This is a genomic window from Streptomyces graminilatus, from assembly GCF_001418565.1.
Classification (GTDB): Bacteria; Actinomycetota; Actinomycetes; order Streptomycetales; family Streptomycetaceae; genus Streptomyces; species Streptomyces graminilatus.
The window spans coordinates 1-12,649 of record NZ_LIQQ01000486.1; the positions used below are offsets into that span (position 1 = coordinate 1).

A 12,649-nucleotide genomic window follows, 5' to 3' on the forward strand; every position below is an offset into this window, starting at 1 on the left:
GTCAGTGCCCCCGGCGCTCCCGCCCTCGGCGATCTCGCCCCCCGCCTGACCGAGCTGTCCCTGCGCGACGCGCACCGGCTCGGGCGCAGGCTCGAAGGCGCGCGCAGGATCCGCAAGCCGGAAGCCCGTGCCGCCGTCCTCGCCGAGATCGAGGCGGAGGTCGCCAAGGGCGAGCTGCGCATGGCCGAGCGGCGCGCCCGTGTGCCGTCGGTCAGCTATCCCGAGCAGCTTCCCGTCAGCCAGAAGAAGGACGAGATCGCCGCCGCCATCCGCGACCACCAGGTCGTCATCGTGGCCGGTGAGACCGGGTCCGGGAAAACCACCCAGATCCCCAAGATCTGCGTCGAACTCGGGCGCGGCGTACGCGGCATGATCGGGCACACCCAGCCCCGTCGTATCGCGGCCCGTACGGTCGCCGAGCGGATCGCCGAGGAACTGGACACGCCGCTCGGTGAGGCCGTCGGCTGGAAGGTCCGTTTCACCGACCAGGTGAACCAGGACGCGACGGTCATCAAGCTGATGACGGACGGCATCCTGCTCGCCGAGATCCAGACCGACCGCGAGCTGCGCGCCTACGACACGATCATCATCGACGAGGCCCACGAGCGGTCCCTCAACATCGACTTCCTGCTCGGGTATCTGGCCCAGTTGCTGCCGAAGCGGCCGGACCTGAAGGTCGTCATCACCTCGGCGACGATCGACCCCGAGCGCTTCTCCCGGCACTTCGGCGACGCCCCCATCGTGGAGGTCTCCGGCCGTACGTACCCCGTCGAGGTCCGTTACCGGCCGCTCCTCGAAGAGGACAGCGAGGACTCCGACCGCGACCAGATCACCGCGATCTGCGACGCCGTCGAGGAGCTCCAGGGCGAGGGCAAGGGCGACATCCTCGTCTTCCTCTCCGGCGAGCGCGAGATCCGCGACACGGCGGACGCGCTCAACAAGAAGAACTACCGGTTCACGGAAGTACTCCCCCTGTACGCGCGGCTCTCGCACGCCGAGCAGCACCGGGTGTTCCAGCAGCACACCGGGCGCAGGATCGTTCTGGCGACCAACGTCGCCGAGACCTCGCTCACCGTGCCGGGCATCAAGTACGTCATCGACCCCGGCTTCGCCCGTATCTCCCGCTACAGCCACCGTACGAAGGTCCAGCGGCTGCCGATCGAGGCGATCTCGCAGGCCAGCGCCAACCAGCGCAAGGGCCGCTGCGGCCGTACGTCGGACGGTATCTGCGTCCGGCTCTACAGCGAGGACGACTTCGAGGCCCGCGCGGAGTTCACGGACGCCGAGATCCTGCGGACGAACCTCGCCTCCGTCATCCTCCAGATGACCGCGGCCGGCCTGGGCGACATCGAGAAGTTCCCCTTCATCGACCCGCCGGACCACCGCAACATCCGTGACGGTGTCCAGCTCCTCCAGGAGCTGAACGCGCTCGACCCCGCCGAGAAGGATCCGCGGAAGCGCCTCACCGACACCGGCCGCAAGCTGGCCCAACTTCCCGTCGACCCTCGCCTGGCCCGGATGGTCCTGGAGGCCGACAAGAACGGCTGTGTCCGCGAGGTCATGGTGATCGCCGCCGCGCTCTCCATCCAGGACCCGCGCGAGCGGCCCGTCGAGAAGCAGGCCCAGGCCGACCAGCAGCACGCCCGCTTCAAGGACGAGACGTCCGACTTCCTCGCCCTGCTCAACCTCTGGCGGTATGTGCGCGAGCAGCAGAAGGAGCGGGGCTCGTCGTCGTTCCGGCGGATGTGCAAGCAGGAGTACCTGAACTTCCTGCGCATCCGCGAGTGGCAGGACATCTACACCCAGCTCCGTACGGTGGCCCGCCAGATGGGCATCCACCCCAACGAGGACGACGCCCCCGAGCAGAGCGTCCATGTCTCCCTCCTCGCCGGCCTCCTCTCGCACATCGGGATGAAGGACGTACCGACGAAGGCCGCGACGACCGGGACCGGAGCGTCCTCGGCGACAGGGGACAGCCCCCGCAACACCGCCGGCAAGAACGAGTACGTCGGTGCCCGCAACGCCAAGTTCGCGATCTTCCCCGGCTCCGCCCTGTTCAAGAAGCCCCCGCGCTTCGTGATGTCGGCGGAACTGGTGGAGACCTCGCGGCTGTGGGCCCGCGTCAACGCGCGTATCGAACCCGAGTGGGTCGAGCCCCTCGCCGAGCACCTGCTGAAGCGCACGTACAGCGAGCCGCACTGGGAGAAGGACCAGGCGGCCGTGATGGCGTACGAGAAGGTGACGCTGTACGGCGTACCGATCGTCGCCCAGCGGAAGGTGAACTACGGGCGCATCGACCCGGAGGCGTCCCGGGAGCTGTTCATCCGGAACGCGCTCGTCGAGGGCGACTGGCGGACGCACCACAAGTTCTTCGCCGACAACCGGCGGCTGCTCACCGAGGTCGAGGAGCTGGAGCACCGGGCCCGCCGCCGGGACATCCTGGTCGACGACGAGACCCTCTTCGACTTCTACGACGAACGGGTGCCCGAACATGTCGTGTCGGGCGCCCACTTCGACTCCTGGTGGAAGCACAAGAAGCACGAGGAGCCCGAACTCCTCGACTTCGAGCGGGCGATGCTCATCAACGAGCGCGCCGGGGACGTCAGCAAGGACGACTATCCGGACGCCTGGCACCAGGGGCGGCTCAAGTTCCGGGTGACGTACCAGTTCGAGCCGGGCGCGGACGCCGACGGTGTGACCGTCCACATCCCGCTCCAGGTGCTGAACCAGGTCACCGACGACGGCTTCGACTGGCAGATCCCGGGCCTGCGCGAGGAGTTGGTGACGGAGCTGATCCGCTCCCTGCCCAAGCCGATCCGCCGCAACTACGTCCCGGCGCCCAACTTCGCCCAGCGTTTCCTGGCCGTCGTCCCGGCGCCCCTCCAGGAGCCCCTGACCACCGCCATGGCCCGCGAGCTGAAGCGCATGGCCGGAGTCCCGTTCACCGCCGACGACTTCGACCAGGACCGGATCCCGGACCATCTCCGGATCACCTTCCGGATCGTCGACGAGCGGCGCCGCAAGCTGGCCGAGGACAAGGACCTGGAGGTGCTCCGCCTCCGGCTCAAGCCGAAGGCACGCCAGGCCATCTCGCAGGCCGCGGCGGCCACCGCCGAGCGCGCGGGCGGCGAGTCCCTCGAACGCACCGGCCTCACGGACTGGACGATCGGGACCCTCGCACCCCTCTTCGAGACGCGCCGGGCCGGCCAGCCGGTGAAGGCGTACCCGGCGCTGGTCGACGACGGCGACACCGTCTCCGTACGCCTCTTCGACACGGAGGACGAGCAGCGGCAGGCGATGTGGAAGGGCAGCCGGCGGCTCATCCTGCGCAACATCCCGGTCAACCCTGCGAAGTTCGCGTCCGAGAAGTTGACCAACGCGGCGAAGCTCGCGCTGTCCGCGAATCCGCACGGTTCGATCCAGGCCCTGTTCGACGACTGCGCGATGGCCGCGGCCGACAAGCTGATCGCCGATTTCGGCGGCCCGGCGTGGGACGAGGAGTCGCACCGGAAGCTGTACGACAAGGTGCGCGCGGAGATCGTCGACACGACGGTCCGTACGGTCGGCCAGGTGCAGCAGGTGCTGGCCGCCTGGCAGGCCTGTGAGCGCCGTCTGAAGGGCGTACGGAGCGCCGTCCTGCTCCCGAACCTGGCGGACGTGCGGGGGCAGTTGGACGCCCTCGTACGGCCCGGGTTCGTGACGGCGGCCGGACTGCGGCGGCTGCCCGACCTGATGCGCTATCTCGTCGCCGTGGACCGGCGCCTCCAGCAGATGCCGACCAACGTCCAGCGGGACACCACCCGCATGGAGAAGGTGCACGAGATGCAGGACGAGTACGCCTGGCTGCTGGAGCAGTTGCCGCAGGGCCGGCCGGTGCCCCCGGCGGTCACGGACATCCGCTGGATGATCGAGGAACTCCGCGTCAGCTACTTCGCCCACGCGCTGGGCACCGCGTACCCGGTGTCGGACAAGCGGATCGTGAAGGCGATCGACGCGCAGGCCCCGTAAAGCCGCACAGGCCCCCGCGAATCGGGCACCCGGAGCGTGACGAGGTCGGTACGGTGGGTGAGTTCGACCCTGGGCTCCCCCTCCTGTACAGTCTCTTTTCGCAGCACAGCGCAACATCAAGTGCCGCGAAACCTGGTCCTGTGGAGCAGTTTGGAGTGCTCGCCACCCTGTCAAGGTGGAGGCCGCGGGTTCAAATCCCGTCAGGACCGCACGATAAGAAGTACGAGAGAGGGCCCGAGTCTCAGGACTCGGGCCCTCTCTCGTTGTGGCCGTGGCCGCGCATGTCGCCCTGCCGGTCGCTGTGGCCTTATTGACGGGGCCGCCCCGCACCGGTACCCAGGGGACAGGGCCTTCGGCGCCCTTCCCCCCTTCCGGAGGTGGCGTATGGCGGCGACCGCGCGACGGCACGAGACGCGTGCTCTGCTCCGGGCACATCTGTCGGCCGCCAGCGGGTACCCGCATCTCACCCGGCACTGTCCGATCTGCCACCGGTTACAGCGGCTCGCCATGGAGCGCTGCGCCGAGACCGACGAGGACACCGAGGGCGACGAGACACCGGGCACCAACAGCAATCCCCAATAACACTCATGGCATGCCGTCAGCAAGATGCGCAGCATGTGACAGGTGTCACCGCGCGGGTTTTCAAAATGCGGGTTCTTACCGGTCTCTCACAACAAGTCAATTTAATATGTGCAATTGCACCAGCCTCGACGGCCGCTCCGGAGCCGATCCGACACCCCTCCCCAGAGTCCAACAAGGCCGCTCAGAGCACGCCATGCCACCCCCGCGCCGCCCCGGCCGACGGCACAAAAAAGATCGCGCTGGACCCGGCGGAGTCCAGCGCGATCTCTACGACGCACCCTTGAAGCTATGAAACTGATGGAACTGCCTTGGGCGTGGGGCCTGTTGGGGCAGGACCCGCGTCGGTTGAAGCTGTTGGTCGTGAAGCAGGTGACTCTGGTGTTGCGAGTGTTGCGGGTGTTGCCCGCCGGACAGCTCGGCAGATAGTTGGGGGATCTGCCGCTTTTGTCCGGCTATTCAGTTGGTCAGGCTTCGGTGCGCTGCTGCGGAATACCCGCAAGCAGGGCGCGGACCTCGGCCTCGCGGTATCGGCGGTGCCCGCCGAGCGTGCGGATGGATGTGAGCTTGCCGGCCTTCGCCCACCGCGTGACCGTCTTCGGGTCCACACGGAACATGGTGGCGACCTCAGCGGGGGTCAGCAGCGGCTCGGCATCAGGGGTGCGAGCGGTCATGAGCGGCCTCCTCGGGAGAACCGAACCTTCTCGGTTCATTCCTCTAAATTCTGCACCTTGACCCGCGTTGCCCGAAATGGCGGATGCGGGTCGAGTCGGTTATAGGACGAACGGCTTGTCCTCGGCACTACAACTACACCATCTGTCCAACCGCGTAGGCCAAACCGATGGAATTGCCCTCCCAGACGTCCATCGGCGACGGAAGCCAATGGACCATGCCATAGCGGACAGTCACGCCACTGTGACGATCAGTCACAGTGGCGATCAGGAGTCACGAGACCCCCCATAGCGTGCAATGCTGAGATTCCACCCAAAGATGGGCAGATAGAGCCTCCCCCGGACTCCTTGTCCTATTTTGGCACGAGGAGGGGCAAGGGACGCAAGCCACCTGTACGTGCGGTCCGTCACGCTTGACACAAACGCCCGGATCGGGACCTACGTCCCACGGCAGCCCCAAGAGCGTCCCATACAAAAGGAACTCACGTTCCAGGGAGGGTTTGTCTGACGAATCATCAGACAAACCGTCGGGCAAAGCTCAGGCAAACGATCAGTTGGCCGACCGCCGGTCCCGCACCGCCCGCCACCTCTCCACGAGCCTCCCGTACGCCTCCCCGGCCGCCTCGCCGTCACCCGCGCGCAGTGCCTCGATCCCGGCGGCCACGTCCGCCGCCGAGTGGTCGGCGGCCAGCTCACCGGCCGGCACCACGTGCACGAGCCCGCCGTAGTCCAGCTCGACCAGGGAGCGCGGATGGAACTCCTCCAGCCAGCGCCCCACGTCCACAAGACCGTCGGTCAGCGGCCCCTCGTCGATGGTGTCCCGCAGGGTCCGCAGCGCGCGGGCCACCCGCCGCCGGGCCTGGACCATGGGCGTGCGGTAGCGCAGCACGGGCGCCGTGCCGCCGTCGGCCCCGGCCTGCCCCGCGTCCCCCGAGCCCTTGTCGTACTCGCGCTCCTCGTCCGTCACCAGCACGAACCAGTTCAGCGGCACCTGCCAGGTCGCCGAGCGGATCCAGGGCCGGGCGTCCGGGTTGCGGGTCTGCCAGCGCTCGTAGTCCTGGGCGGCCTGGTGGCGTACGAGGGGCGGCAGGACGGCGTCCAGGACCGGCGCGGGCAGTTCCCGCCCCAGCGCGCCCAGCGCCTGCCAGCCGCGCAGCCTGGTGCGCCAGGGGCACACGCACACCACGCCCCCGACCTCGGTCACGAACGCGTCCGCGCTCTCCTGCACCGGCACCGCGACCGGCGGGGTGGGCAGCAAATCGGCCAGGGAACGCCGGAGTTCGTCCTGGTACGAGGGCCGGTCGGGCCGCCGGGCGTAGCGCGCCCAGTGGCTGCGCTCCGGCTCCGGGAAGGCCGCCAGAGGCTCGTAGACACGCAAGTAGGACGCATACGGGACGATCACCGAGGACACCTTGGGCACGTCTGCTCCCTCCCCCCTGGACGACCGGGAAAACCCGTGTGACCGGCACACGGCGGCACGGGAAAACTAGACAAAGTGTCATATGGCCGCAGGTCACCGATGGGTGATCCTTGGCACTGCGGGGACAGTTGGCCCCCGGAGGCCGGGGAGGAGCTCTACTCTCAAGCCCACGGAGGCCCGCCACCCGTACGGGCCCCGGGCCCCAACCGCCGCTACTTCCCTGGAGTCACCACAGTGACCGACGTAACCGGCGCGCCTGCTGATGTACTGCACACCCTGTTCCACTCGGATCAGGGGGGTCATGAGCAAGTCGTGCTCTGCCAGGACCGCGCCACCGGTCTCAAGGCCGTGATCGCCATCCACTCCACCGCCCTGGGCCCCGCGCTCGGCGGTACGCGCTTCTACCCGTACGCGAGCGAGGCGGAGGCCGTCGCCGACGCCCTGAACCTCGCGCGCGGAATGTCGTACAAGAACGCCATGGCCGGGCTCGACCACGGCGGTGGCAAGGCCGTGATCATCGGCGATCCGGACCTCGTGAAGAGCGAGGAGCTGCTCCTCGCGTACGGCCGGTTCGTGGCCTCGCTCGGCGGGCGGTACGTCACCGCGTGCGACGTCGGCACATATGTGGCCGACATGGACGTGGTCGCGCGCGAGTGCCGCTGGACGACCGGACGCTCCCCCGAGAACGGCGGCGCGGGCGATTCCTCCGTGCTGACCGCCTTCGGCGTCTACCAGGGCATGCGGGCGAGCGCCGAGCACCTCTGGGGCGACCCGTCGCTGCGCGGGCGCCGGGTCGGTGTCGCGGGCGTCGGCAAGGTCGGGCACCACCTGGTGCGGCATCTGCGCGAGGACGGCGCCGAGGTCGTGATCACCGACGTACGGGAGGACGCCGTACGCGCTGTGCTGGCCGCCCACCCGAACGGCGGGGTCACCTCGGTCGCCGACACGGCCGCGCTGATCCGGACCGAGGGGCTGGACGTCTACGCGCCCTGCGCGCTGGGCGGGGCGCTCAGCGACGCCACCCTGCCCGTGCTGACCGCCAAGGTGGTGTGCGGGGCGGCCAACAACCAGCTGGCGCACCCGGGCGTCGAGAAGGACCTCGCGGACCGCGGGATCCTCTACGCGCCCGACTACGTCGTGAACGCCGGTGGCGTGATCCAGGTGGCCGACGAGCTGCACGGGTTCGACTTCGAGCGGGCCAAGGCGAAGGCCGCGAAGATCTACGACACCACGCTGGCCATATTCGCACGTGCGAAGTCGGACGGGATTCCGCCGGCCGCTGCGGCCGACCGGATCGCCGAGCAGAGGATGGCGGAGGCCCGCCGGAGCCGCTAGCCGGAGCGGGTGCGGAGGTACCTGCCGGCGGGGAGTTGGAGCGAACTCACACCCCCGTCGGCGGGTCGCCCGCCAATAAGTGGTTAAAATCGCGGTTGACCAGCGAGGACAGGGCACCTCGCGGGTTCTGGGCACCGGCACGTCCTGCGGGCGACGTACCGTATGGGCGTGGGCTCAGGTACCGTGGAAGCCCTACGGACCGGTCTCTCCACGGAGAGCCCGTTCCATAACATGAACGCGTGTCAAGACTCTGGGGCCATCGAGCCCCGTATCCGAGGGGGTCGAGCCATGGGGCGCGGCCGGGCAAAGGCCAAGCAGACGAAGGTCGCCCGCCAGCTGAAGTACAGCAGCGGCGGGACTGACCTCTCGCGTCTGGCCAATGAGCTGGGCGCTTCGACTTCGAGCCAGCCGCCGAATGGCGAGCCGTTCGAGGACGACGACGAGGAAGAAGACGACCCGTACGCCCAGTACGCGGATCTGTACAACGACGACGATGAGGACGAGGACGATCAGTCCTCAGGTCCCGCGTCGCAACATCGCCGTGGGGCTTGACGTCTTACGTCGGCTTGCGGCGCGCTGAAAAGGGCGACACAGATCCTGTGATCCTTGGGATCCCTGTGATCCTTTGGGGCATCAGCCGCACCTCACCCGGTCCGGGCGAATCAAGCGCCGGACCGGGTTTCGTGCGTTGTCGTTCCACTGGGTTGGGCTGGGCCGACTCGCGCCTATTGGGGCGGGGGCTGCTGCCGGGTGGCGGGTGCGGGTGCGTTGGGGCTGGTCGCGCAGTTCCCCGCGCCCCTGACTGGCGGCGGCTGCGCCGCCTGCCAGTCAGGGGGGGATGCGGCTAGTTGGTGGCGTAGTCGCCAACCAGCTCCGCGCCTGTTGTGTGGGCGTCTGTGCGGTCGGTGATTTCGCCTGCCACCCAGGCGTCTACGCCTCGGTCCGCCAGGGTGGCGAGGGCTACGTCCGCTGACTCCTCGGGGACGATGGCGATCATGCCCACGCCCATGTTCAGAGTCTTTTCCAGCTCCAGGCGGTCTACCGAGCCCGTCCTGCCCACGAGGTCGAAGACCGGGTCCGGGGTCCAGGTGGAGCGGTCCACGATGGCGTGGAGGGTGTCCGGGATCACGCGGGCCAGGTTGGCGGCGAGGCCGCCGCCGGTGATGTGCGAGTAGGCGTGGACGTCGGTGGTCCGGGTGAGGGCCAGGCAGTCCAGGGAGTAGATCTTGGTGGGGACGAGGAGTTCCTCGCCGAGGGTGCGGCCGAACTCCTCGATGTGGGCGTCCAGGGACAGACCGGCCTGGTTCAGGAGTACATGGCGGACCAGCGAGTACCCGTTCGAGTGAAGCCCGGAGGCCGCCATGGCGATCACCGCGTCGCCCGTACGGATGCGATCCGCGCCGAGCAGGCGGTCGGCCTCCACAACGCCCGTACCGGCGCCGGCGACGTCGAAGTCGTCCGGACCGAGGAGACCGGGGTGTTCGGCCGTCTCGCCGCCGACCAGGGCGCATCCGGCCAGTACGCAGCCCTCGGCGATGCCCTTGACGATCGCGGCGACACGCTCGGGGTGCACCTTGCCGACGCAGATGTAGTCGGTCATGAACAGCGGTTCGGCGCCGCACACCACGATGTCGTCCATGACCATGGCGACCAGGTCGTGGCCGATGGTGTCGTACACGCCGAGCCGGCGGGCGATGTCGACCTTCGTGCCGACGCCGTCGGTCGCGGAGGCGAGCAGCGGGCGCTCGAAGCGCTTGAGGGCGGAGGCGTCGAAGAGGCCGGCGAAGCCGCCGATGCCGCCGAGAACCTCGGGGCGCTGCGTCTTCTTCACCCACTCCTTCATCAGCTCGACGGCGCGGTCGCCCGCTTCGATGTCGACGCCGGCGGCTGCGTAGCTGGCACCAGTGGTCCCAGGGGTCCCAGAGGTCTCAGGGTTCTCAGGCATGGCTTTGAGGACTTTCGTTTCGTACTGCTCGTGGTGCAGGTTTTTGGCCGCTTACGGGCTTTACGGGCGACGGATGGCGTCGGCCGCGGCCGTGGCTGCGGGTCCTGCGGCCAGCTCGGTCTCCAGGAGCTGCTTGCCGAGCAGTTCGGGGTCGGGGAGTTCCATCGGGTACTCGCCGTCGAAGCAGGCGCGGCACAGGTTCGGCTTGGCGATGGTGGTCGCCTCGATCATGCCGTCGAGGGAGATGTACGAGAGGGAGTCGGCGCCGAGCGAGGTGCCGATCTCGTCGATGGTCATGCCGTTGGCGATCAGCTCCGCGCGGGTGGCGAAGTCGATGCCGAAGAAGCAGGGCCACTTGACGGGCGGCGAGGAGATCCGGATGTGGACCTCGGCCGCGCCGGCCTCCCGCAGCATGCGCACAAGCGCCCGCTGGGTGTTGCCGCGCACGATCGAGTCGTCGACGACGACCAGGCGCTTGCCCCTGATGACTTCCTTCAGCGGGTTCAGCTTGAGCCGGATACCGAGCTGGCGGATGGTCTGGGACGGCTGGATGAACGTACGTCCGACGTAGGCGTTCTTGACGAGTCCGGCGCCGAAGGGGATTCCGGAGGCCTCGGCGTACCCGATCGCGGCGGGCGTGCCGGATTCCGGGGTCGCTATGACCAGGTCGGCCTCGACCGGGGCTTCCTTGGCGAGTTTCCGACCCATCTCCACGCGGGAGAGGTACACGTTCCGGCCGGCGATGTCGGTGTCCGGGCGGGCCAGGTACACGTACTCGAAGACGCAGCCCTTGGGCTTCGCTTCCGCGAATCGGGAGGTACGGAGGCCGTTCTCGTCGATGGCGACGAACTCGCCCGGCTCGATCTCGCGCACATAGGCCGCGCCGCAGATGTCGAGGGCGGCGGACTCGGAGGCGACGACCCAGCCGCGCTCCAGGCGGCCGAGGACCAGCGGGCGGATGCCCTGCGGGTCGCGGGCGGCGTAGAGCGTGCCCTCGTCCATGAAGACGAGCGAGAAGGCGCCTTTGACCTGCGGAAGGATCCGCGCGGACGCGTCCTCGATGGTCAGCGGGTTGCCCTCGTCGTCGGTCTGGGCGGCCAGCAGGGCCGTCAGCAGATCGGTGTCGTTGGTCGCCGCGACGCGCGGGGTGCGGCCGTCGTGCTGCTTGGGCAGGTCGGCGACCATCTCGGCGAGCTGCGCCGTGTTGACGAGGTTGCCGTTGTGGCCGAGGGCGATGGAGCCGTGGCCGGTCGCCCGGAAGGTGGGCTGGGCGTTCTCCCAGGTCGACGCGCCCGTGGTCGAGTAGCGGGCGTGACCGACCGCGATATGACCCTTGAGCGCGCCGAGTGAGGTCTCGTCGAAGACCTGGGAGACAAGCCCCATGTCCTTGAAGACGAGGATCTTCGAGCCATTGCTCACCGCGATACCGGCGGATTCCTGGCCTCGATGCTGGAGGGCGTAGAGCCCGAAGTAAGTGAGCTTGGCGACCTCTTCGCCGGGGGCCCAGACCCCGAAGACGCCGCAAGCGTCCTGGGGGCCTTTCTCGCCGGGGAGCAGATCATGACTGAGTCGACCGTCACCACGTGGCACGCCACCGAGTGTAGGCGAGATCGACCACTGGTCCGAATTAGGGAATGCGACTGTGACGTGCGGGCGTTGTGGGGCCGTGCGGTGCGGTAGTGGCTCAATCGGTGGCGGTCGCGTCGGCGGTGGTGCCGTTTGCGCTGGTCAGGGACAGGGAGCCCTGATTGATCTCGTACTTCACCTTGCTGTCGAAGATCTTCAGGAACGCCTTCTCCGTCTCCATGAGTGAGCCGTCGCACATCCTTCGGGTGGTCGACGGACTGCCGAAAGTGATAGTGCCGTCGCTTACGGTTGCCTCGGCGGAAACGTTGTTGCAGCCGGCCTTGCCGCTGACGGTCCCCTTCTCCTTGTCGAAGACGAGGTAGGCCTGGGCGCCGGAGGGCAGCGGGGCGCCGACGGCACTGCCGGAGTCGGTGTCACCCTCGCTCTCCTCCTGGGTGAAACCGAGTGCGGTGACCGTCCACTTGGTGTCGTAGAGGGCGCGGTCCTTCGCCTCGCTGAGGTGGATGATGTCGCCGGACCTGGTGGTGAGGGTGAGCCCGTTCTCACCCTTTACGCCGGGCTGGGCCTTGGCGATGAGGGCTCCGTCGGCGAGCGCCTTGGAAAGGTTCTTCTCGAAGGTCATCCGATCACCCAGGCAGCCCATGTCGGTCGACTGGGTCCGCCCGAGGTCGATGGAGTTGCCGTCGATCTTGGCGGTGGACCCGAAGGTGTTGCAGCCGTAGTTGCCGCTGACCTTGCCGTTCTTGTCGATCCGGAGGAAGGCGCCGGCGGGGGCGGGGCTCTTCTTCCCGTCGACGGTGAGGTCGTCGATGGCCCAGTGGACACCGGTGACGCGGGTGCCATCGGATGTTCCCGATCCCTTGCCCGTCCCGGTCCCGGCTCCGACGGTCTGGCTGCTGCTACTGGCCTTCTCACTGCCGCAGGCGGCGGCGAGGGGGATGACGGTCAGGGCCAGGATGCTGAGGCTGACGCTCGTCAGTCGCTGCTTCTTCATGCCGCTGTGACGGAGGGGGCGGGTTGACGGTTCCCGTCCGCCGGTCGCTCGCGCCGCTTTCGCGCCGCTTTCGGCGTACGGGCACCTCCTTGTCGCCGCCCGGCCGTCGT

Annotated in this window: 9 protein-coding genes and 1 tRNA gene; 5 read left to right on the plus strand and 5 right to left on the minus strand. The window is 68.4% G+C overall.

Annotation, left to right across the window (positions count from 1 at the left end; translation table 11 throughout):
- From hrpA to AOK08_RS33575, 3 genes are all read left to right on the plus strand, one after another.
- Positions 1–4,008 (plus strand): ATP-dependent RNA helicase HrpA (gene hrpA, locus AOK08_RS33565; protein ID WP_055533031.1); only part of this gene is annotated, 4,008 nt, incomplete at its 5' end.
- A 134-nt stretch (positions 4,009–4,142) separates the two neighbouring features.
- Positions 4,143–4,217: transfer RNA gene (locus AOK08_RS33570), tRNA-Asp, on the plus strand.
- Between the two features lie 175 nt (positions 4,218–4,392).
- Positions 4,393–4,590, plus strand: a complete 198-nt coding sequence (locus AOK08_RS33575) for a DUF6274 family protein (protein WP_055533033.1) — start codon at positions 4,393–4,395, stop codon at positions 4,588–4,590.
- Between the two features lie 464 nt (positions 4,591–5,054).
- Here AOK08_RS33575 and bldC read toward each other — a convergent pair whose 3' ends face one another.
- On the minus strand, positions 5,055–5,261 hold the full coding sequence (bldC, locus tag AOK08_RS33580) for a developmental transcriptional regulator BldC (protein ID WP_033321412.1): 207 nt from the start codon (positions 5,259–5,261) through the stop codon (positions 5,055–5,057).
- A 547-nt stretch (positions 5,262–5,808) separates the two neighbouring features.
- On the minus strand, positions 5,809–6,678 hold the full coding sequence (locus tag AOK08_RS33585) for a DUF8083 family protein (protein WP_055533035.1): 870 nt from the start codon (positions 6,676–6,678) through the stop codon (positions 5,809–5,811).
- A gap of 234 nt (positions 6,679–6,912) precedes the next feature.
- On the opposite strand from AOK08_RS33585, the gene AOK08_RS33590 reads away from it, so the two are divergent.
- Positions 6,913–8,013, plus strand: a complete 1,101-nt coding sequence (locus tag AOK08_RS33590) for a Leu/Phe/Val dehydrogenase (protein WP_055533037.1) — start codon at positions 6,913–6,915, stop codon at positions 8,011–8,013.
- 288 nt (positions 8,014–8,301) lie between these two features.
- Complete coding sequence (locus AOK08_RS33595; protein ID WP_055533039.1) at positions 8,302–8,565, plus strand: DUF3073 domain-containing protein; 264 nt, start codon at positions 8,302–8,304, stop codon at positions 8,563–8,565.
- Positions 8,566–8,857: 292 nt separating this feature from the next.
- Here AOK08_RS33595 and purM read toward each other — a convergent pair whose 3' ends face one another.
- The 3 genes from purM to AOK08_RS33610 form a co-directional block, all read right to left on the minus strand.
- Positions 8,858–9,958, minus strand: coding sequence for a phosphoribosylformylglycinamidine cyclo-ligase (purM, locus tag AOK08_RS33600; protein WP_055533041.1), 1,101 nt, complete (start codon positions 9,956–9,958; stop codon positions 8,858–8,860).
- 60 nt (positions 9,959–10,018) lie between these two features.
- Positions 10,019–11,548 (minus strand): amidophosphoribosyltransferase, encoded by a 1,530-nt coding sequence (gene purF, locus AOK08_RS33605; RefSeq protein WP_055533043.1) that lies wholly within the window; start codon positions 11,546–11,548, stop codon positions 10,019–10,021.
- 94 nt (positions 11,549–11,642) lie between these two features.
- On the minus strand, positions 11,643–12,649 hold a 1,007-nt coding region (locus AOK08_RS33610; RefSeq protein WP_338400163.1), incomplete at its 5' end, for an META domain-containing protein.

Bases quoted from the DNA above. Each gene is read 5' to 3' on its own strand.
- AOK08_RS33575 (WP_055533033.1), top strand. From the start codon at position 4,393: ATGGCGGCGACCGCGCGACGGCACGAGACGCGTGCTCTGCTCCGGGCA.
- bldC (WP_033321412.1), bottom strand. From the start codon at position 5,261: ATGACCGCTCGCACCCCTGATGCCGAGCCGCTGCTGACCCCCGCTGAG.
- AOK08_RS33595 (WP_055533039.1), top strand. From the start codon at position 8,302: ATGGGGCGCGGCCGGGCAAAGGCCAAGCAGACGAAGGTCGCCCGCCAG.
- purM (WP_055533041.1), bottom strand. From the start codon at position 9,958: ATGCCTGAGAACCCTGAGACCTCTGGGACCCCTGGGACCACTGGTGCC.